Source organism: Bacillus sp. 0909A (assembly GCF_036765115.1).
Taxonomy (GTDB): domain Bacteria; phylum Bacillota; class Bacilli; order Bacillales; family Bacillaceae; genus Bacillus; species Bacillus mojavensis.
The window spans coordinates 908,755-930,776 of sequence record NZ_JBAIZU010000003.1 but is presented as its reverse complement, the minus strand read 5'-3'; the positions used below and the strand labels follow the sequence as shown (position 1 = coordinate 930,776).

The 22,022-nt window shown below is 41.6% G+C and carries 20 protein-coding genes; 11 read left to right on the top strand and 9 right to left on the bottom strand.

Annotated features, from left to right (window positions below; translation table 11 throughout):
* Positions 1-194 precede the first annotated feature (194 nt).
* The 7 genes from gyrA to dnaA form a co-directional block, all read right to left on the bottom strand.
* Complete coding sequence (gene gyrA / locus V6D42_RS14895) at positions 195-2,666, bottom strand: DNA topoisomerase (ATP-hydrolyzing) subunit A (protein ID WP_168746733.1); 2,472 nt, start codon at positions 2,664-2,666, stop codon at positions 195-197.
* Between the two features lie 211 nt (positions 2,667-2,877).
* Positions 2,878-4,794, bottom strand: a complete 1,917-nt coding sequence (gyrB, locus tag V6D42_RS14890; RefSeq protein WP_333513718.1) for a DNA topoisomerase (ATP-hydrolyzing) subunit B — start codon at positions 4,792-4,794, stop codon at positions 2,878-2,880.
* A gap of 55 nt (positions 4,795-4,849) precedes the next feature.
* A complete protein-coding gene (gene remB, locus V6D42_RS14885) occupies positions 4,850-5,095 on the bottom strand; it encodes an extracellular matrix regulator RemB (RefSeq protein ID WP_010332676.1) in 246 nt (81 codons plus the stop codon).
* Positions 5,096-5,112: 17 nt separating this feature from the next.
* Entirely contained in the window at positions 5,113-6,225 is a 1,113-nt protein-coding gene (gene recF / locus V6D42_RS14880) for a DNA replication/repair protein RecF (RefSeq protein ID WP_333513717.1), read from the bottom strand.
* A 15-nt stretch (positions 6,226-6,240) separates the two neighbouring features.
* A complete protein-coding gene (rlbA, locus tag V6D42_RS14875) occupies positions 6,241-6,456 on the bottom strand; it encodes a ribosome maturation protein RlbA (protein WP_333513716.1) in 216 nt (71 codons plus the stop codon).
* Between the two features lie 131 nt (positions 6,457-6,587).
* Positions 6,588-7,724: a DNA polymerase III subunit beta gene (dnaN, locus tag V6D42_RS14870; RefSeq protein WP_010332674.1), complete on the bottom strand. Its 1,137-nt coding sequence runs from the start codon at positions 7,722-7,724 to the stop codon at positions 6,588-6,590.
* A 192-nt stretch (positions 7,725-7,916) separates the two neighbouring features.
* Positions 7,917-9,257 carry a chromosomal replication initiator protein DnaA gene (gene dnaA, locus V6D42_RS14865; RefSeq protein ID WP_010332673.1) on the bottom strand — a complete coding sequence of 447 codons (1,341 nt, stop codon included), beginning with the start codon at positions 9,255-9,257 and terminating at the stop codon, positions 7,917-7,919.
* Between the two features lie 640 nt (positions 9,258-9,897).
* Here dnaA and rpmH point away from each other — a divergent pair.
* The 8 genes from rpmH to noc all read left to right on the top strand — a co-directional run bounded on the left by rpmH (position 9,898) and on the right by noc (position 17,391).
* Complete coding sequence (rpmH, locus tag V6D42_RS14860) at positions 9,898-10,032, top strand: 50S ribosomal protein L34 (protein WP_003178075.1); 135 nt, start codon at positions 9,898-9,900, stop codon at positions 10,030-10,032.
* A 147-nt stretch (positions 10,033-10,179) separates the two neighbouring features.
* The gene (gene rnpA, locus V6D42_RS14855; protein ID WP_333513715.1) at positions 10,180-10,533 is read left to right on the top strand and encodes a ribonuclease P protein component; all 354 of its coding nucleotides are present in this window, start codon (positions 10,180-10,182) and stop codon (positions 10,531-10,533) included.
* Positions 10,534-10,674: 141 nt separating this feature from the next.
* The gene (spoIIIJ, locus tag V6D42_RS14850) at positions 10,675-11,460 is read left to right on the top strand and encodes a YidC family membrane integrase SpoIIIJ (RefSeq protein ID WP_081638392.1); all 786 of its coding nucleotides are present in this window, start codon (positions 10,675-10,677) and stop codon (positions 11,458-11,460) included.
* Entirely contained in the window at positions 11,457-12,083 is a 627-nt protein-coding gene (gene jag, locus V6D42_RS14845) for an RNA-binding cell elongation regulator Jag/EloR (protein WP_010332670.1), read from the top strand. Before spoIIIJ ends, jag begins: the two co-directional genes overlap by 4 nt.
* Positions 12,084-12,398: 315 nt before the next feature.
* A complete protein-coding gene (gene mnmE / locus V6D42_RS14840) occupies positions 12,399-13,778 on the top strand; it encodes a tRNA uridine-5-carboxymethylaminomethyl(34) synthesis GTPase MnmE (protein WP_026014643.1) in 1,380 nt (459 codons plus the stop codon).
* A gap of 20 nt (positions 13,779-13,798) precedes the next feature.
* Entirely contained in the window at positions 13,799-15,685 is a 1,887-nt protein-coding gene (gene mnmG, locus V6D42_RS14835; protein ID WP_010332668.1) for a tRNA uridine-5-carboxymethylaminomethyl(34) synthesis enzyme MnmG, read from the top strand.
* 13 nt (positions 15,686-15,698) lie between these two features.
* Positions 15,699-16,418 (top strand): 16S rRNA (guanine(527)-N(7))-methyltransferase RsmG, encoded by a 720-nt coding sequence (gene rsmG / locus V6D42_RS14830; RefSeq protein ID WP_010332667.1) that lies wholly within the window; start codon positions 15,699-15,701, stop codon positions 16,416-16,418.
* A gap of 121 nt (positions 16,419-16,539) precedes the next feature.
* A complete protein-coding gene (gene noc / locus V6D42_RS14825; protein WP_003219249.1) occupies positions 16,540-17,391 on the top strand; it encodes a nucleoid occlusion protein in 852 nt (283 codons plus the stop codon).
* Positions 17,392-17,434: 43 nt separating this feature from the next.
* On the opposite strand, the gene V6D42_RS14820 is transcribed toward noc, so the two are convergent.
* Positions 17,435-17,875, bottom strand: coding sequence for a PH domain-containing protein (locus V6D42_RS14820; protein ID WP_333513714.1), 441 nt, complete (start codon positions 17,873-17,875; stop codon positions 17,435-17,437).
* Positions 17,876-18,123: 248 nt separating this feature from the next.
* Here V6D42_RS14820 and soj point away from each other — a divergent pair, with 248 nt between their 5' ends.
* Positions 18,124-18,885, top strand: a complete 762-nt coding sequence (gene soj, locus V6D42_RS14815; protein ID WP_010332665.1) for a sporulation initiation inhibitor protein Soj — start codon at positions 18,124-18,126, stop codon at positions 18,883-18,885.
* A complete protein-coding gene (gene spo0J / locus V6D42_RS14810; RefSeq protein ID WP_333513713.1) occupies positions 18,878-19,726 on the top strand; it encodes a stage 0 sporulation protein Spo0J in 849 nt (282 codons plus the stop codon). Before soj ends, spo0J begins: the two co-directional genes overlap by 8 nt.
* Positions 19,727-19,764: 38 nt before the next feature.
* Here spo0J and yyaC read toward each other — a convergent pair whose 3' ends face one another.
* Positions 19,765-20,382, bottom strand: a complete 618-nt coding sequence (yyaC, locus tag V6D42_RS14805; RefSeq protein ID WP_333513712.1) for a spore protease YyaC — start codon at positions 20,380-20,382, stop codon at positions 19,765-19,767.
* Between the two features lie 560 nt (positions 20,383-20,942).
* Here yyaC and V6D42_RS14800 point away from each other — a divergent pair.
* On the top strand, positions 20,943-21,959 hold the full coding sequence (locus V6D42_RS14800) for a YkvI family membrane protein (RefSeq protein ID WP_032731139.1): 1,017 nt from the start codon (positions 20,943-20,945) through the stop codon (positions 21,957-21,959).
* Positions 21,960-22,022 lie beyond the last annotated feature (63 nt).

Sequence of the window (22,022 nt, the reverse complement as noted above, 5' to 3'; positions counted from 1 at the left end):
CGCGCCTCTCTCGAAGCGACTACTTAATAGTAACATTTTTAGTTAACTAGGTCAACACTTTTTTTGAAAAATGTTTTCATCTAGTAATGTCATGTCTTTTTTAAAAGACAACAGAAATGATTATACCATAATTCTTCTCACTGTAAAGAGTTTTTGATATAAAAAAGCGCAGCTGGTATAGCCGCGCTTTTTCTTTAACTTTCTTGCGTCTCTTCTTGCTCATTTTCTTCATTATCATCGTTTTTCTCAACTAATGCGACTGTGGCAACATGCTCTTGTTCCGCCATTCTGATGAGACGTACGCCTTGAGTTACGCGTCCGGTAGTTGAGATATCATTGATATCCATTCTGATCAGTACACCGCTGGCAGTAATAATCATCAGATCCTCTTCACCTTTGGTAGCTTTCACCGCTACTAAATGGCCGTTGTTCTCCGTGATTTTACATGTTTTCAGTCCTTTTCCGCCTCGGCTTTGGGTTCTGTATTCTTCAGCCGGAGTTCGTTTACCGTAACCTTTCTCAGTCACGATAAGGACATCAGATTCTTCCTCTAATATTTCCATGCCGACGACAATATCGTCGTCAGTAAGGGTGATGCCTTTTACGCCTGCCGCTGTTCTTCCCATTTCCCTAACATCTGTTTCAGAGAAACGAATCAGCAGTCCGTTTTTCGTTCCGATGATGATTTGTTTTGTGCCGTCAGTAAGCCGGACACCCATTAATTCATCATCTTCCCGCAAGCTCAGCGCAATTAAGCCGTTGTTACGGATATTAGCAAACTGAGACAGTGAAGTGCGTTTTGAAATCCCATGTTTTGTTGTGAAGAAGAGATAGAGATCTTCTTCGAATGCGGTGACTGGGATAATTGCGTTAATCCATTCACCTTTTTCTACCTCCAACAGATTGATAATCGGGATTCCCTTAGCGGTTCTACCGTATTCAGGGATTTCATACCCTTTTGCACGATACACTTTCCCTTTGTTGGAGAAGAAGAGAATCGTGTCATGTGTTGAAGTAGAGATCAAATGTTCAACGAAATCATCTTCGTTTGTTCCCATTCCCTGAACGCCTTTTCCTCCGCGCTTTTGACTGCGGTAGGTCGAAGCAGGCAGACGTTTGATATATCCGTTATGTGTCAGGGTGACAACGATGTTCTCTCTTTCGATGAGATCTTCATCTTCAATTGTTTCAAGACCGGCAGTAACGATCTCAGTGCGTCTTTCATCGTTGAAACGCTCTTTAATTTCTGTAAGCTCTTCACGGATGATCTCAAGCACTTTTTCTTCATTGGCCAAGATTTCTTTAAGCTCCGCAATTAATTTAATAAGGGATTGGTATTCTTCTTCAATCTTTTCTCTTTCCAATCCTGTTAAACGCTGGAGCCTCATGTCTAGAATAGCTTGGGCTTGCTTTTCGGTCAGCGAGAATTGTTCAATTAACCCTGTTCTCGCAATTTCAGCCGTTTGAGAGCTACGGATAAGGGATATAACTGCATCAAGATGATCAAGAGCAATCCTTAATCCTTCCAAGATATGCGCTCTTGCCTCCGCTTTACGCAATTCATAAGCTGTACGGCGTCTGATAACGACTTTTTGATGATCTAGGTAATGCACCAGACATTGCTTTAAATTTAATACCTTCGGCTCACCGTCAACAAGCGCGAGCATATTAATCCCGAAGGAGGTTTGCAGGGCTGTCTGTTTGTACAGGTTGTTCAGGATAACATGCGCATTGGCATCTCGTCTGATTTCAATCACAATCCGCATACCGTTACGGTCAGATTCATCACGCAAATCAGTTATCCCTTCAATTTTCTTATCCCTGACAAGATCAGCAATCTTCTCAATTAGACGCGCTTTATTCACCTGATAAGGGAGTTCTGTTACTAAAATTCTTTCTTTCCCTGAAGAAGTTTCTTCAATTTCTGCTTTTGCCCGAATCGTAATAGAACCTCTTCCGGATTCATATGCCTTGCGGATTCCGCTTCTGCCTAAAATTTGTCCGGCAGTCGGGAAATCCGGTCCAGGAATGAATTCCATCAGCTCTTGGATTGTTATGTCCTTGTTCTCGCTTACGGCAAGCACTCCGTCGATAATTTCTCCAAGCTGGTGCGGCGGTATATTTGTAGCCATTCCGACTGCAATTCCGGCTGCTCCATTTACAAGCAGGTTTGGGAATCTTGACGGCATGACAACAGGTTCTCTCTCTGACCCGTCATAGTTATCTTGATAATCAATCGTGTCTTTTGTAATGTCTCGCAGAATTTCCATGGCGATCTTAGACATTCTGGCTTCGGTGTAACGCATCGCAGCAGCTGAGTCTCCGTCTACAGAACCAAAGTTTCCATGACCGTCGACAAGCATATAACGGTAGTTGAAATCCTGCGCCATTCTGACCATAGATTCATATACCGCTGAATCACCGTGAGGGTGGTATTTCCCGATAACTTCTCCGACGATACGAGCCGATTTTTTATACGGCTTGTCACTCGTCATGCCTAAATCATTCATCGCGTATAAAATCCGTCTGTGAACCGGTTTTAAACCGTCACGCACATCCGGCAGTGCCCGGGATACGATAACGCTCATCGCATAATCCAAAAAGGACGTGCGCATTTCCTGACTGATATTTATTTCACGAACTTTTGGTGTGTTTTGTTCACTCATTAAAAAACCTCCCTGAAGTATCACATGAAATTATGTGGGAGTAGATTGTCCATTATGATCTTCAATACGATTTCACTATTCTCCATTATATCAATAAACTTATACTTATACACATTAAATTACTAGAATATATAGGTTTTACAAGAATTCCTGGGTCCTGTCCAGTTCAGAAAAAAGCCTTATTTCTAATTGGAAATAAGGCTTTTTATTATTAGATGTCGAGATTTTTCACGTATCTCGCATTTGCTTCTATGAAATTTCTGCGCGGTTCTACTTTGTCTCCCATCAGCATTTCGAACGTTTCATCCGCATCCATTGCATCCTCTAGAGTCACCTGCAGAAGCGTTCTTGAGCTCGGATCCATCGTTGTCTCCCAAAGCTGGGTGGCATTCATTTCACCAAGACCTTTGTAACGCTGCAATCCAGGCTTAGGCGTTTGAGGAAGAGTTTGCAACAGTTCCTCAAGCTGCTTGTCATTGTAGGCATATTCAACGCGTTTACCCTGCTGGACTTTGTAGAGCGGCGGCTGCGCGATGTACACGTAGCCGTTTTCGATAATCTGACGCATATATCTGTAAAAGAACGTCAACAGCAATGTTCTGATGTGCGCGCCGTCAACGTCGGCATCTGTCATAATGACAACTTTGTGATAACGGGCTTTTTCCAAGTTGAAATCTTCCCCGATACCTGTGCCGAGTGCAGTAATCATAGAACGAACTTCGTTGTTAGAAAGAATTTTATCAAGCCTTGCTTTTTCAACGTTCAGGATTTTACCTCTAAGCGGCAAAATGGCCTGGAAATGTCTGTCACGCCCCTGTTTCGCAGATCCTCCGGCAGAGTCACCCTCTACGATATATAACTCGGAGATGCTCGGGTCTTTCGAAGAGCAGTCCGCTAATTTACCGGGAAGGTTTGAAATCTCCAAAGCACTTTTGCGGCGCGTTAATTCACGTGCTTTTTTCGCAGCCATTCTTGCTCTTGCCGCCATTAAACCTTTGTCAACGATTTTTCTGGCCGCATCTGGATTTTCCAGCATAAATGTTTCCAACGCCGCAGAAAATAACGTATCTGTGATAGTCCGCGCCTCTGAGTTGCCTAATTTTGTTTTCGTTTGGCCTTCGAACTGCGGATCCGGGTGTTTGATCGAGATAATCGCGGTAAGCCCTTCTCTCACATCATCTCCGCTCAAGTTTGGATCATTTTCTTTTATGAGTCCTTTTTTTCTGGCGTAATCATTGATGACACGAGTCAACCCCGTTTTAAAACCGGCTTCATGGGTACCGCCTTCGTACGTGTTGATATTGTTTGTAAATGAGTAAATATTGCTTGTGTAGCCGTCATTGTATTGCAGAGCGACTTCAACCGTAATGCCGTCCTTTTCGCCTTCAATATAAATCGGCTCTTCATGGACAACTTCTTTGGAGCGGTTTAAATACTCTACATAGCTTTTTATTCCGCCTTCGTAATGATACTCATTTTTGCGTTCTTGTCCTTCACGTTTATCTTCAATCGTGATGTTTACGCCTTTTGTCAAAAAGGCTAGTTCACGGACACGGTTAGCAAGCAGATCATATTCATACTCAGTTGTTTCCGTGAAAATTTCAGGATCTGGAACAAAATGTGTAGTCGTTCCGGTATGATCCGTTTCGCCAATAACCTCGAGATCAGAAACCGGGATACCGCGGTTATAGACTTGACGATGGATTTTTCCGTCACGGTGAACAGTCACAACAAGCTCTGTTGATAACGCGTTAACGACAGAGGCACCTACACCGTGCAAACCTCCGGACACTTTATATCCGCTTCCGTCAAATTTTCCTCCGGCGTGAAGCACAGTCATAATGACTTCAACCGCAGGACGGCCCATTTTCTCATGAATACCGACTGGAATCCCGCGGCCATTATCAATTACTGTGATGCTGTTGTCTTTTTCAATTAGGATATTGATATCTGTACAATAACCGGCCAGGGCTTCGTCAATACTATTGTCGACAATTTCCCATACCAGATGGTGAAGACCTTTACTGTTAGTTGAACCGATGTACATCCCCGGTCTTTTACGAACAGCTTCCAATCCTTCTAGTACCTGTATCTGATTTTCATCATAACTATTTTGCTGCTGTTCCATAGCCACGTTATTCACCTACACTTTTCTTAAACAATATATTCGTTATCAAAAATCACTAAGAATCTATTTCAACCATAAATTGCGCACGTTTTTTTAATGTGCTGGAAGATAAGGGAGAGTAATATATATTCTGAACCGTGACTACGATAGATTTGGGTGTGCCGTTTACGGAAGGCACAAGCTTGTGTTTCTGTTTTTTCAGAAATTCTTCAACAATTGGCGACATGTTGGCTTTAAAATCAAAAATGCCAATAATATCGCATGTTGAAACCACAAAATCATCACCTAAATGAATATACAATTGCCCACCTCATTTCTTCACTTCACTAACGCACCGTTTTGCACACGGAACATTCCTGCTTGCCGTAAGGTTTCGTGATCAATGCCATCAACGCTTGTCGTTGTGACAAACGTTTGTACACGGCCCTGGATGGTATGAAGCAAGTGCGATTGGCGATAATCATCCAGCTCACTCAGCACATCATCCAATAGTAAAATGGGATATTCTCCGATTTCTTCATGGATCAGGTCAATCTCAGCCAGCTTAAGGGATAATGCCGTCGTCCGCTGCTGTCCTTGAGAACCGTACGTCTGCACATCGCGTCCGTTCACATAGAAAAGAACATCATCCCGATGAGGTCCAGACAGCGTGACGCCACGCTCAATTTCTTTTTCTCTTAATTTAGAAAACGCTTCTTGATAGCTATCTCCTATTTTCGACAAGTCTACAGGATCTGATACCTCAAGAGCCGTATGGTACTTCAGCGTCAGTTCCTCAAGCCCTCTTGAGATGCCCGAATGGATAGGCTGCGCCCATTTTTCGAGCTGTGCCGTGAACTGCAGACGTTTTACGACGACTTTTGCGGCAACTTCAATAAGCTGATCAGTCAGAACATCAAGCATTGTTCTGTCAGTTTGTTTTCTTGTTTGCAGCTGCTTCAGAAAATGATTTCGCTGGGAAAGAATCTTCTGGTAAAGAGAAAGGTCATACAGATAGACGGGAGAAACTTGGCCGATTTCCATGTCAAGAAACCTCCGTCTCACTTGAGGGCTTCCCTTTACAAGGTTTAAATCTTCCGGCGCGAACATGATGGTGTTGAGGGCACCGACATACTGGCTGAGCTTTTGCTGTTCGATATGATTGACCTTGCCCTTTTTACCCTTTTTGGAGATGACAAGCTGCATCGGGATCGCTCCGTTTTGCTTCATCACTCTTCCCTCTATTTTAGCATAGTCTTTGTCCCATCGGATAAGTTCTTTGTCATTTGAAGTCCGATGCGATTTTGCCATGGACAAGACATAGATCGCTTCCATGAGGTTTGTTTTCCCCTGGGCATTTTCTCCAATGATCACATTTACTTTATTTTCAAATTGAAGTTCAGCATGTTCGTAGTTGCGGTAAGATGTCAGTTCTAAGTTCTGGATATGCAATCAGTGTCACCCGCTTTAATTGACGACTTGAAATAGACCAAATCCTTCAATCTCTACCACATCTCCAACATACAGTTTTCTGCCGCGGCGATTGTCCGGCTCATTGTTAACAAGCACTTCATGCTCGCTCAAAAACCACTTTGCCATACCGCCTGACTGAATCACATCGGCTAATTTCAGAAATTGACCGAGTGTGATCATCTCTGTATCAATAGAAATCGGATTTGCCATTATATCGACCTCTTTCAAATATCACTAATATCTAATTGTACTAAAAAAAAACGAATTAGGGAAAGGGAAAACTTGACGGAGCAGATACCGAATAGAAAAGCTGCCGAACAGGTCGGCAGCCGTATATTGGATTAATAGGTTCTGACAGGGAGGATAAGCTGTACGATTGTTTCATCATTCGGCGTGCGAATTAAGAAAGGTCTCATAGCTCCTGTAAAGCTGACACGTATCTCTGCTCCTTCAAGCACCTTTAATGCATCTAGCATATATTTTGGACTAAAAGAGATATTTAATTCCTCACCCTCAATTTGATCTGCAAGAACTGCTTCCACAACTTTTCCGATTTCAGGTGAATTAGAAGAAATCTCAATTGATTCAGCAGGTTTTGCTGAAAGCTTCACCACGTTATTGCGTCCTTCTCTGGCTAATAGAGATGCACGATCAATCGCCTGAAGGAATTCTTTTGTGTTCACAATGATTTCTGTCTTGCTTTCTTGAGGAATAAGGCTCGTTGTATCTGGGTAATTTCCATCCAGCAGGCGCGAGAAAAACAAGACGTTTTTTGCTTTAAACAGAACCTGGGTTTCTGTAATGACGATATCTACTAGTTCTTGGTTGTCATCTAAAATTTTGCTGAGTTCAGTTAAGCTCTTACCCGGAATCACAACGTTATATGATCTGTCTTCTGAAATATCAAGTTTCGCTTTTCTTAAAGCCAAACGGTGGCTATCCGTCGCAGTGCATAATAATTCACTTTTCTCCACTTTCCAGTTTACACCTGTCAATATAGGACGTGTTTCTGAGGTGGACACTGCAAACACTGTTTGTCTAATTAGGTTTTTTAACAAATCCGTAGGAATCTGAATCGCATGATGCTCTTCGATCTGCGGCAAATGCGGATATTCATCAGCATCAAGTCCATTTAGGTTAAATTCGGCTTTTCCAGAGCGGATAATCGTCAGATATTGATTTTGCACTTCGATTTCTACAGCTGCCATCGGGAGTTTTTTTACAATTTCACTAAAAAAGCGGGCTTGTAATACAATGCTGCCTGGCTGTTCAATCGTAACGATTTCTTTATCTCCTTCTTCTTTCGGAATAAAAGACTCGATGGAAATATCTGAATCGCTCCCTGTAAAAGATACCCCTTCATCTGAGGCAACGATCTTAATACCGGTCAAAATCGGAATTGTAGTTCTGGATGAAACTGCTTTTAATACATCTTGGACACTTTCAACAAGACGATCTTTTTGAATCGTAAATTTCATTTTTATCCTCCTAACGGATAATGTATTAATATATATATTTTTTTAAAAAAAGTAGTAGAAGTAATAGTAGGGCTTGTGGATTTGTGGATAAGTTGTGAAAAAGACAGGAAACACAGCCTATCCACATGTGGACAGACTGTGCATGACTTTAGAAAAGTTATTCACACTTCTCCCGATTTATCCCCGGCCCTATTATTTAAGCTGTTCCTTAATTTCTTTTACATGCTGCTGAAGCTGTTCATCATCTGCCATCAGTTTTGAGATTTTTTCATGCGCATGAATAACGGTTGTATGGTCACGGCCACCGAATTCCTCCCCAATTTTAGGGAGAGAGGAGTCAGTCATTTCTCTCGATAAGTACATAGCGATTTGACGAGGGAATGCTACCGATTTTGTCCGTTTTTTTGCTTTGAAATCCTCAAGCTTAATATTGAATTGCTGGCCTACTACTCTCTGAATTTCTTTTATTGTAATCACTTTCGGTTTTGAGGAAGGAATAATATCTTTTAATGCCTCGGCGGCCAGATCGGCATTAATATCTTTATTAATTAAAGATGAATACGCAACGACCCTGATTAATGCCCCTTCCAGTTCCCGAATGTTGCTGTCAATTTGATTTGCGATATAAAGCATAACCTCGTTCGGAATATCCAAGCCTTCCGCTTTGGCTTTTTTTCTTAAAATCGCAATTCTCGTTTCTAAATCAGGAGGCGTGATATCTGTAATCAGACCCCATTCAAAGCGTGAACGCAATCTGTCTTCAAGTGTCGGAATTTCTTTAGGCGGTCTATCACTTGAAATGACGATTTGTTTGCTTTCTTCGTGCAGCGTGTTAAAAGTATGGAAAAATTCTTCTTGCGTTTGTTCTTTCCCGGCTAAAAATTGAATATCATCTATCAAAAGCACATCAACATTTCGGTAGCGATTGCGGAAATCAACTGCTTTATTATCCCGAATAGAGTTGATGAACTCGTTAGTAAATTTCTCAGAAGACAGATAAACCACTTTGGCAGAAGGATTATGATCTATTACATAATGGCCGATCGCATGCATTAAGTGTGTTTTCCCTAATCCAACGCCCCCGTAGATAAATAAAGGGTTGTATGCTTTTGCAGGTGCTTCCGCTACTGCTAGGGAAGCTGCGTGAGCGAATCGGTTTCCAGATCCAATGACAAAAGTATCAAATGTATACTTTGGGTTGAGCATATTTTGAGGAAAATCAGATGTATCTTCTTTTACCGCTTTTTTGACTTGCGGTTTTGGCATAAAGTCTTCGACATCTTGATTTTGAGGAATGACAAACTTAATGCTCAATTCTTCCCCGGTTAATTCATATATAGTATCTGCAATGAGATGCAAGTATCTGGACTCCAGCCAGTCTCTGGCAAATTCATTAGGAGCGGTAATTGTCAATGTATCTCCTTGCAGTGAGTGGGCTTTCGTTGATTTCATCCAAGTCTCGAAACTCGGTTTGCTCAATTTTTTTTCGATTTGAGCAAGGGCTTGGTTCCACAGGTCTAATATATTTTCCATCTTCCGGCACGTCCCTCCTTTTCTAAAAAAATAACGTCTTGTAACGTCTTTTTCTGTTATAGAACACAAAAAAAGAGCAAATGGCGGTAACCATTCGTACACATTAAATGTTGAAAACATATAATATAGTAGATAAATAGCTTTTCGACAAATTTCACAAGTTGTGGACAACTTTCTACACATGCTGTGTGAAATCAATCCACATCTTATCCACAGTTTGTGGATAAAGAGTAAAAGCAAGATTAGTAATCAAGAGTTAAAACACAAATATAATACCAAATTAAACGAGAGCTTGCAATGGCTGTCACAATCTTATCCACAAAGCAGACAACCTGTTGAAAAAAATTTGTCCACAGGAGTTAGCAGTGTGAAAATGTTGTCGATAACCTTTGTGGATAGTAAAAAAAGGGGAAAAAGATATCCACATCACGAATTTTCAGCTCAGAATGTCATTTGAATTTGACTTTTTTTCGTTAAATTCAGGAATCTGAAAAAATAAGGTTTCGAAAGTCGAGAAGGTATGGTATCCTATTATGGTTGCAAGAAACAAAAGCACTAGTGAAGTTGACAATGAATAGGTAACGCAAATATAATAAGTAAGACTGTCTTTAACAGCTATTCCTCGAGGGAGGTGTCATAAATGAAAAGAACATTCCAACCGAATAACCGTAAACGCAGTAAAGTTCATGGCTTCAGAAGCCGTATGAGTTCAAAAAACGGTCGTCTAGTTTTAGCGCGCCGTCGCCGCAAAGGCAGAAAAGTATTATCAGCTTAGGCCACTGAATAATGTCAGTGGTCTTTTTTCACTTTAAGGGAAAAGATATATGTGATGTGTATGAGCGGGGGGATGTCCCTGTCTCTGCACATCTCATTTTCTAATAAAATTAAAAGTTTCTGCCAGCCAGTATCGGAGTGAGTCAATTTGAAGAAGCGAAATCGTTTAAAGAAAAATGAAGATTTTCAAAAAGTGTTTAAGCATGGGACATCAGTAGCGAATCGCCAGTTTGTCTTATATACGCTTGATCAGCCTGAAAACGATGAGCTGCGCGTTGGTCTTTCCGTCAGCAAAAAAATTGGCAATGCAGTAATGCGAAACCGGATAAAACGTTTAATCCGGCAAGCTTTTCTAGAAGAGAGAGACAGGCTGAAGGAAAAGGATTATATTATTATTGCCAGAAAACCAGCAAGTCAGCTGACATTTGAGGAAACGAAAAAAAGTATGCAGCATTTATTCAGGAAGGCCTCATTATATAAGAAAACTTCGTCAAAAAAGTAGGTGCCACTGCTTTCTTACAACTTTTAAAAGCGCTTCCTTTCTGGTTGAACAGAAAAAGACACCATTTAAAACTGAAAGATGCTAAAATACATACAAGTATGTTTTGTAATAAGAGAGTGTAAAGAATGATTATAGGAGGAAATGTTGTTGAAAAGGAGAATATGGTTGCTATTAAGTATGGTCGGCGTATTCATGCTTTTGGCTGGATGCTCGAGTGTCAAAGAGCCGATCACTGCAGATAGTCCGCATTTTTGGGACAAGTACGTAGTATTTCCATTGTCTGAGCTCATTACGTATGTTGCGAAATTGACGGGAGACAACTATGGACTTTCAATTATTATTGTTACAATTTTAATCCGTTTATTAATTTTGCCGCTGATGATCAAGCAGCTGAGAAGCTCGAAAGCGATGCAGGCTTTACAGCCGGAAATGCAAAAGCTTAAAGAAAAATACAGCTCAAAGGATCAAAAAACGCAGCAGAAACTTCAGCAGGAAACAATGGCTTTATTTCAAAAGCATGGCGTCAACCCATTGGCAGGATGTTTCCCGATTTTAATTCAAATGCCGATTTTAATCGGATTCTATCATGCGATCATGAGAACACAGGCGATTTCAGAGCACAGTTTCTTATGGTTTGACTTAGGGGAAAAAGATCCTTTCTATATTCTTCCGATTGTTGCCGGGGTTGCTACTTTCGTACAGCAAAAATTAATGATGGCGGGCAACGCGCAGCAAAATCCGCAAATGGCAATGATGCTTTGGATTATGCCGATTATGATCATTGTGTTTGCGATCAACTTCCCAGCGGCGCTTTCTCTTTATTGGGTAGTCGGTAACTTGTTTATGATTGCGCAAACTTTCCTCATTAAAGGGCCTGATATTAAAAAAGATCCTCAGCCGCAAAAAGCCGGAGGAAAGAAAAAGTGAGGAATGTGACTGCTGCAGGGCGAGATGTCGATGAAGCAGTACAGTCCGGATTACGTGAGCTGCAATTAACGAGAGATGAAGTTGACATTACCGTTATTGAGGAAGGAAACAAAGGGTTTCTCGGTATATTCGGCAAAAAGCCGGCAATCGTAAAGCTGGCTGAAAAATTTGATCCGATTCAGGAAACAAGGATTTATCTTAAAAGAATTGCCGAATCCATTGCCGGAAAGTCTGATGTGACTGTAAAAGAAAGCAAAAAGGCAGTATGTTTCCATATAACGGGTGAAAAAGCGGCATTGTTGATTGGGAAAAGAGGACAAACCTTAAATGCCCTTCAAACTTTGACCCAGCTTGTCCTTAATCGTTATTCAGATCAGTATAAAAATGTGACGGTAGATGCAGAAAACTACCGTTCAAAAAGGAAAGATACGCTGAGTCAGCTGGCTGTGAGACTGGCAGACCAGGTTTTGAAAACGAAAAAAGACGTTCATTTAGAACCGATGCCGTCCAGTGAAAGAAAAATCATTCATGATGCTCTTTCCAAATATGCAAATCAGCAGATCAATACGTATTCAATGGGTGAAGGCGACAATCGCCACCTCGTTATTTCCCAGAAAAGATAACATAAAACCGAAGCCCGGTAAAAATCGGAGCTTCGGTTTTTTTGTATAGAAAAATCTATTTTCCCTTGTAATATCAAGCTTTTTCCGTTTTAGTTTTTCTTTTTTAGGTGTATCCTGTTGATAAAAAGGAAGTTCAGGAAATAAAATTAATTGTTATTCACATGTGGATAAGTTAAAGTAATAAGGGATGAATTTCTAAGTCTGTGGATAACACATCTTCCACTTCGAACCAAACTATGTTATCTTTTAGTTTTGGCATAATAAAATATTTTTTTATATAGATGAATGAGAGTATAGAAAAGAGAGGTGAACAACATGGATACAATTGCGGCCATTTCTACACCGATGGGTGAGGGTGCGATTGCTATTGTACGGCTGAGCGGACCGGAAGCAATCCAGATTGCCGACAGGATTTATAAAGGGCCGAAAGGGAAAACGATCAGTTCGGTCGAATCACACACGATTCATTACGGCCATATCGTAGACAAACGTACCGATCGGGTCGTGGAGGAAGTAATGGTATCGGTGTTAAAAGCACCGAGAACTTTTACACGTGAAGATGTCATAGAAATAAACTGCCACGGGGGAATTGTGACAGTAAACCAAGTGCTCCAGCTCGCCTTAAGAGAGGGAGCGAGACTGGCGGAGCCTGGTGAATTTACGAAACGCGCATTTTTAAATGGCCGAATCGACCTTTCACAGGCGGAAGCGGTAATGGACTTAATTAGAGCGAAAACCGATCGGGCAATGAACGTCGCTTTGAATCAAATGGAAGGGCGTCTCTCTGCTTTGGTGCGCCGTTTGCGCGATGATATTTTAGAAACGCTGGCCCATGTTGAGGTAAATATAGATTATCCGGAGTATGATGATGTAGAAGAAATGACACATCAGCTTTTAGTTGAAAAGGCAAGCTCCGTTAAAAAAGAAATTGAGGCGCTGCTTAGAACATCTGAGCAAGGCAAAATTTTACGGGAAGGTCTTTCTACTGTCATTATCGGCCGTCCGAATGTCGGGAAGTCTTCTCTTCTGAACAGCCTGGTTCACGAGGCAAAAGCCATTGTTACCGATATTCCGGGTACGACACGGGATGTGATTGAGGAATACGTGAATGTGAGAGGTGTTCCGCTTCGTCTTGTTGATACTGCAGGTATTCGTGAAACAGAGGATATTGTTGAACGAATAGGTGTTGAACGCTCTCGTCAGGTTTTGAAGGAAGCAGACCTGATTTTACTCGTACTCAATTATAGTGAAGAGCTTTCTGAAGAAGACGTGAAGCTTTTTGAAGCCGTTAAGGGAATGGACGTCATCGTTATTATGAATAAGACTGACCTCGAGGCGAAAATTGACATAGAACGTGTACGTGAGCTGGCCAACGGACGTCCTGTTGTAACGACATCTCTTCTAAAAGAAGAAGGCGTTAATGATTTGGAGGAAGCGATTCAATCGCTGTTCTTTACAGGTGCTATTGAAAGCGGAGATTTAACGTATGTCAGCAACACACGCCATATATCAATTTTACAGGAAGCAAAACGCGCCATTGAAGACGCGCTTAGCGGCATCGAACAGGATGTCCCGATCGACATGGTGCAGATTGATCTAACAAGATGCTGGGAGCTTCTGGGCGAAATTATTGGAGACGCTGTCCACGAAAGCTTAATTGATCAGCTCTTTTCACAGTTCTGTTTAGGAAAATAATAAAAGGAGGAATTAAAATCATGGGGTATGAAGCAGGCCAATACGATGTGATTGTGATTGGCGCCGGGCATGCCGGTGTTGAGGCTGCCCTCGCATCAGCACGCCAAGGCGCCAAAACGCTTGTCTTGACCATCAACTTAGATATGGTTGCGTTTATGCCATGTAATCCGTCTGTCGGCGGCCCTGCAAAAGGGATTGTCGTCCGCGAAATTGACGCGCTTGGCGGAGAAATGGGCAGAAACATTGATAAAACGCATATTCAAATGAGAATGCTGAATACTGGAAAAGGTCCTGCGGTCCGTGCATTGCGTGCCCAAGCAGACAAATTCCAATATCAGCACGAAATGAAAAATACGCTTGAAAAAGAACCAAACTTAACGCTGCTGCAAGGAATTGTGGAGCGGCTGATCGTTGAAGACGGCGAGTGCCGCGGTGTCATTACACAAACCGGTGCGCATTACCGCGCGAAAGCTGTTGTCATGACGACTGGAACATATTTGAGAGGGCGTATCATTCTCGGTGATCTTTCTTACTCAAGCGGTCCGAACAACCAGCAGCCTTCTATTAAGCTTTCTGAGCATTTGGAAGAACTGGGCTTCGATCTTGTTCGTTTTAAAACAGGTACGCCGCCTCGCGTCAAAAGCGACACGATTGATTACAGCAAAACGGAAATTCAGCCTGGTGACGAAGTGCCTCGCGCTTTCTCATATGAAACGGTTGAATACATCACTGATCAGCTTCCTTGCTGGCTGACATATACGAGTCCTGAGACACATGAAATTATCGACAGCAACCTGCACCGTTCACCGATGTATTCCGGTATGATCAAAGGTACAGGTCCGAGATACTGCCCGTCAATTGAAGATAAAGTTGTTCGTTTTAATGATAAACCGCGTCATCAAATTTTCCTTGAGCCAGAAGGCAGAAATACGCAGGAAGTTTATGTTCAAGGTTTGTCTACTAGTCTTCCAGAGGACGTGCAGCAAAGAATGCTTGCAACGATTCCGGGTCTGGAAAACGTTCAAATGATGAGAGCCGGCTATGCGATTGAGTACGACGCGATTGTACCGACTCAGCTATGGCCGACGCTTGAAACGAAAAAAATTACAAATCTCTACACTGCCGGCCAAATTAATGGAACCTCCGGTTATGAAGAAGCCGCGGGACAAGGCATTATGGCGGGAATCAATGCAGGACGAAAAGCGCTTGGAAAAGAAGAAGTGATTCTAAGCCGTTCTGACGCCTACATTGGTGTTCTCATTGATGACCTTGTGACAAAAGGAACAAATGAGCCATACCGTCTTTTGACATCTCGTGCTGAATACAGATTGCTTCTTCGCCATGACAATGCAGATCTGCGTCTGACAGAAATCGGCCACCGTATCGGATTAATTTCTGATGAGCGATTTGCGGCTTTTGAAAAGAAGAAAGCGGCCATCGAAGCGGAGAAAAAACGTCTGCATTCTGTGATTATCAAGCCGTCTCCAGAAAATCAAGAATATATCCGTTCTCTTGGCGGAAGCGAATTGAAAGATGGAGTACGCGGCACAGACTTGATGAAACGTCCTGAAATGAACTATGAAACTGTGACAAAACTGGCGCCGCCAGAAGTACCGGTTCCGCAAGAAGTGGCAGAACAAGTAGAAATTCAAGTGAAATATGAAGGGTATATTGAAAAATCCCTTCAGCAAGTGGAAAAACTGAAGAAGATGGAAAACAAAAAAATCCCTGATCGAATTGATTATGACGCAATTAAGGGGATTGCAACTGAGGCTCGTCAAAAGCTGAAAAACGTACGGCCTTTGTCTGTTGCCCAAGCTTCCCGTATTTCCGGTGTGAACCCGGCAGACATTTCAATTCTATTGGTATATTTAGAGCAGGGCCGCATTGCGAAGATAGCCGAGTAGAAAGGATGACGGCATGAATATTGAAGAATTCACCTCTGGACTGGCGGAAAAAGGGATCTCCCTTTCTCCTCGTCAGCTGGAGCAATTTGAGCTGTATTACGATATGCTGGTTGAGTGGAATGAAAAAATCAATCTGACTTCGATTACAGAGAAAAAAGAAGTGTATCTGAAGCATTTTTATGATTCCATTACAGCTGCATTTTATGTCGACTTCAATCAGGTGAATACGATTTGTGATGTCGGAGCGGGAGCGGGTTTTCCGAGTCTGCCGATTAAAATATGTTTTCCGCACCTTCATGTCACAATCGTAGATTCATTAAACAAACGAATAACATTCTTAGAAAAGCTGTCTGAAGCTTTACAATTGGAGAATACGACATTTTGCCATGATAGAGCTGAAACATTCGGGCAACGGAAGGACATAAGGGAAAGCTATGATATCGTGACAGCGCGAGCGGTTGCGAGACTATCTGTTTTAAGCGAGCTTTGTCTGCCTCTGGTGAAGAAAAACGGTTTATTTGTTGCTTTAAAAGCCGCATCTGCTGAAGAAGAATTAAATGCGGGGAAAAAAGCAATCACAACGCTTGGAGGAGAACTGGAGAATACCTATTCCTTTAAGCTGCCTATTGAAGAAAGCGATCGTAACATTATGGTGATACGCAAGATTAAAAATACACCTAAGAAGTATCCAAGAAAACCGGGAACTCCTAATAAATCGCCAATTGAAGGGTAATTTAGACAGCCTGATATGACAATACCATCATATTTTCTTCAAAATTAATGACGGTACAGCAGGAAAAACCATGAGAAAATAGAATTATAAAAATGGCAGTTTTTAAAGGTGGTGTAGGTACATGAAGCATTCATTCTCTCGTTTCTTCGGGCTTGGTGAGAAGGAACAGGAACCGGAGATTGCTGAACATGAGACAAACAAAGAAGAGATTCTTGAAATACCGGTAAATGCTATCGTTCCCAACCGTTTTCAGCCACGCACCATTTTCTCAGATGAAAAAATCAAAGAGTTAGCAATGACCATTCATACACACGGCATTATTCAGCCGATTGTTGTCAGGCATACAGAAGAAGAAGGCCAATACGAACTCATTGCAGGTGAAAGACGCTGGAGAGCGGTGCAATCGCTCGAGTGGGAGAAGATTCCGGCCATTATTAAGGATTTTTCCGACACGGAAACCGCTTCTGTGGCGTTAATTGAAAATTTGCAGAGGGAGGAATTGTCTTCGATTGAGGAAGCGCATGCCTACGCAAGGCTCCTTGAGCTTCATGATTTAACACAGGAAGCACTGGCGCAGCGTTTAGGAAAAGGACAGTCAACGATTGCGAATAAGCTGCGGCTATTAAAGCTGCCTCAGCCGGTTCAAGACGCAATTATGGAGAAGAAAATCACTGAGCGTCATGCCAGAGCGCTGATTCCCCTGAAACAGCCTGAGCTCCAAGTCACACTGCTCACAGAGATAATTGAGAAAAGCTTAAATGTAAAGCAGACAGAAGACCGCGTGGTTAAAATGCTGGAGCAAGGCCAGAGAAAACCAAAGCCTAGACGCAAAGCGTTCAGCAGGGATACTAGAATTGCAATGAACACGATTCGCCAGTCACTGTCAATGGTTGAAGACAGCGGTGTAAAATTGAATACGGAAGAAGAAGAATTTGAAGAATATATTCAACTGACGATTCGCATACCAAAATAAAAGCTCTCCTGCTGTCCAGGAGAGCTTTTTCGCTAAAAGGAAATTAATTACTTTTAGTTGCGATTGTTATATTAGAATTCTTTTCTTTGAGCTGCTGGATAAATTCTTCTGTGTTTTTTGGAGAAATGACTGCATGTCCCCAGCCTCCCCGATAATAAATTGTAATCGCATGTCGTGAGCCAATAAGCCGAAAACCTGACCACAGCTTCTTTTGTTGAATCACTTTGTCGATTTTTTCATAAGGAATTTGATGTGTGATCAATCCGGCTTTAATGATCAAACGGTGCTCCTTCAATACATATTTCAGATCAATGAAACTCCAAATGATGAGCACATTTAAAAGAGTCAGAAGAACAAAAATGATCAAGCCGGATATCCTCATATTTCCCAGCACAAAAGGAACTATGGCATCTGCTTGTATCAGTAAAATGAGAAACACAATCATAAGAGTAACGGGTGCATCTCTTTTTGTTTTGTAAACCATATGATCACCGTCCTGTTTGTACTTTCTGTATTGTAACTTCTTCTTTTTTTCTATTTAAAATCCCTTTTTTAAGTCAAAAAAACATATAAGGATTAGAATTTATAAGAGAAAGCAATATATCGCTGATTGAATTTTCAAATATTCCCTTCTGATAAAAAACAAAATGATGAAAAAAGTGAAACGCTTTAATCTTTTTTTGATAAAATAGAAACATGACAGTACATGTTCATGTGAAAGTAGGTGACATCGTGGGAAAAATCATAGCAATTACGAACCAAAAAGGCGGAGTCGGAAAAACAACGACGTCTGTCAACCTTGGAGCATGCTTAGCTTACATAGGGAAAAGGGTTCTGCTGGTAGATATTGATCCGCAAGGGAATGCAACGAGCGGATTGGGGATTGAAAAAGCCGATGTAGATCAGTGTGTGTACGATATTTTAGTAGATGATGCAGATGTAATAGATATTATTAAAGCAACTTCAGTAGAGAATTTGGATGTGATTCCTGCGACGATACAGCTTGCAGGAGCTGAGATCGAGCTGGTTCCGACAATTTCAAGAGAAGTAAGACTTAAGAGAGCGCTTGAAGCAGTGAAGCAGAATTATGATTATATTATTATTGATTGTCCCCCGTCATTGGGATTGCTGACAATTAACGCGTTGACTGCTTCAGATTCAGTTGTCATACCTGTACAGTGCGAATACTATGCCTTAGAGGGACTGAGCCAATTATTAAATACAGTACGTCTAGTGCAAAAGCATTTGAATACTGATCTAATGATTGAAGGCGTATTGCTGACGATGCTTGATGCCCGGACAAATCTTGGCATTCAAGTGATTGAAGAGGTGAAAAAATACTTTAGAGATAAAGTATATCAGACTGTTATTCCGCGTAATGTCCGTTTGAGCGAGGCACCGAGTCACGGTAAACCCATCATTTTATACGATCCGCGATCAAGAGGAGCGGAAGTATATTTAGATTTAGCAAAGGAAGTGGCTGCGAATGGCTAAAGGCCTTGGAAAAGGGATTAATGCGTTGTTTAATCAGGTTGATTTGACTGAAGAGACAGTTGAGGAAATCAAAGTTACCGATTTACGCCCTAATCCTTATCAGCCAAGAAAACACTTTGACAACGAAGCGCTAGCCGAGCTAAAGGAATCTGTGCTGCAGCATGGCATTCTCCAGCCGCTTATCGTCAGAAAATCTTTAAAAGGCTATGATATCGTTGCGGGTGAACGGCGCTTTCGGGCGGCAAAGCTTGCAGGATTAGAAACTGTTCCAGCGATTGTTCGTGAATTATCAGAGGCATTAATGAGAGAAATTGCTTTACTGGAAAACCTTCAGCGTGAGGATTTATCACCGCTGGAAGAGGCTCAGGCTTATGACTCATTGCTTAAGCACTTAGATGTTACGCAAGAGCAGCTTGCAAAACGTCTAGGAAAAAGCAGGCCGCATATTGCCAACCATTTAAGATTGCTGACACTGCCTGAGAACATTCAGCAGCTGATCGCGGAAGGCACGCTCTCTATGGGGCATGGCCGCACACTTCTTGGTTTGAAAAATAAAAACAAGCTTGAACCGCTTGTGCAAAAAGTGATTGCAGAACAGCTTAACGTTCGTCAGCTTGAGCAGCTGATTCAGCAATTAAATGAGAATGTTCCACGTGAAACAAAGAAAAAAGAGCCTGTGAAGGATGCGATTATTAAAGAACGGGAATCGTATCTCCAAAATTATTTTGGTACAACAGTAAATATTAAGAGACAAAAGAAAAAAGGCAAGATCGAAATTGAGTTTTTCTCCAATGAGGATCTTGAACGGATCTTAGAGCTTTTATCAGAACGAGAGTCGTAATGAAAGAAAACCATCTCTATTGAAGATGGTTTTTTGTTTTATAATCGTCCTGTGAGTCTTTGCAGCGGACTAAGCCGTTCCTGCCTCCACTCTGTTCGATCTGTTAAACTCAGTCCTTCAGCAAGAACATGTGCCATACTCATGACCAAGTGAAGCCTTGTATTTTGTAAAACAAAGTACTCCATGAAACCGCTCACATTTACAATTCCGTTCACATGGAGATCTCCAACCTCAGGAAGATCCTTCTGTACACCGGCCCCAGGCTTTAAAGGACCCTCTCCGATTTGGAATGAACCTACGCTTTTCACACGCCCTAAGCATGCATCCACCGCTATAATAAATGGGTTTTTATGTAATTTATGAATGTCCATTAATTTGTCCTTCATGTTTACAGCATGCACGGGATCAGACAGGGTGCCGTAGACGTTGAATCTGGTGAGCTGCATCTGTTTGAGTTTCATTCCTACGAGCGGGCCTAATGAGTCACCAGTTGATCGGTCTGTTCCGATACAAACCACAACAATTGGTCTTCCGGCAGCTTTACGTAAGGATGAAGAAAGAATCGTTTGTATTTGTTTTGCTGCAGCTGTATCTGTATGTGAAACATATTGCTTTACTCGTTCCTGAGAAGAAAAAAGCCCGCCTTTTCGATTCATAGGTTTCACTTCCTTGTTAGATATCGGAATTGCTAGGGATGTGTTTTTTTGGTATGTAAGGTTGTTTACATTATATCCAGCAGTTAGGTTTTTTATGCTTTGTGTCTGTTTACGGATTTTTGAATACAGAGAGGAGTTGATAGAGGTTATTTACAAGTATTGTGTCGCAGCGCTTCAGATGACGCAAGATTTGGTTTGCTGTCTAATTTGTTTATGGTTCTAATAATGAAGCAATCATGTGAATACGGAATGCCTAATGAGGTTTACAATGATCGAAGGATTGAAATTGACTTCTAATACCGGAATTTTTGAATTTTTGGCATTGAGCCAATCGAACATTTATTTTAGGAAGTCAGGATAGCTTGTTGAAGAAAGTGGAGGATGGAATTCTGTGTTTTGACTGCCTGTTTAGGCGGTCTTTTTTTTATGTGTATTTTGTATGATATTTTTACTCCATTCATTATTTTTTGTTTTTCTATGAAAATAGGCATTTTTGTTATTAGCGTTTTATATAGTAACAATAACGGAAACAATCTGAACTCTGTACCTATGAGGTGATAATGTTGTGGAGAGCCGGAATGAGGTGGATGCTCCTTATATTGGGCAGTCTGATCGGCGCCGGATATGCAAGCGGTCAGGAGATATGGCAGTTTTTTGGCGCGGAAAGCGGACTGGCTATTGTGCTGTTTACAGTAATGTTCATTTTCTCGTCTTATATTGTGATGAAAATCAGTTTTAAGGTTCAATCCACTCACTTTCTGCCGGTTCTTGAACATTTAATGGGACCGTGGCTGGCGAAAATTTATGATATTCTCATTGTCTTTTATTTATTTTCTACAACCATGGTGATGATCGCAGGAGGCGGAGTGACGCTGCAGATGTACAAGCTCCCTTTTTGGTGGGGGATTGCGCTGCTTTGCATCGTGACGGTTTGTTTGTTTTTTTGGGATGTGAATGGGATTTTATCTGTGAATGCCATTTTAATTCCTATTTTAGTAGCGGGTCTGCTGTACGCGTTATTTTCATTTCAGAGCACTCATCACCATACGTGGACGATAGATTTGAGCCGGCAGTATAACTGGCCTGCCAGCATTACGTTTACTTCCTTAAATATTCTTTCGGTGGTCGCGATTTTATCGTCTGTCGGGAAAGAAATGAAAGGGCTGGGGGAAGCAAAAATCGCCAGTGTGGCCAGCGGTCTTATTTTTGGCGTAATCTCTTTTGTTTATAATGAAACGTTAGTGGAGCTGGCGGGCTCCCTTTCTCAATTTGAAATTCCACTGTTTGCTGTTCTGGAAGGCGCCCCTTATTTTCTTTTTTTATGTATGACTGCGGTGCTGTGCCTTGCGATATATACGACGACAGTGGCTGGTTTATTCGGATTGTCCAGCCGGCTCATGGCATTTCTTCACATGCCGAGATGGATGATTGTATTGATTCTGTTAGTGTTGATGGTGCCTTTTACTTCTTTCGGTTTTTCCGATTTAATCGCTTTTCTGTATCCCATTTATGGCATGCTGAATCTTTATCTATTAGTTTGTTTGCTGTTATATCCTATTTTAAGTAAATGGAAATAAGAGGATGTTCTTCTTTTTGGGTATGATGATTGCTCTAATGATCAGTTTTTTTGTACAATAGAT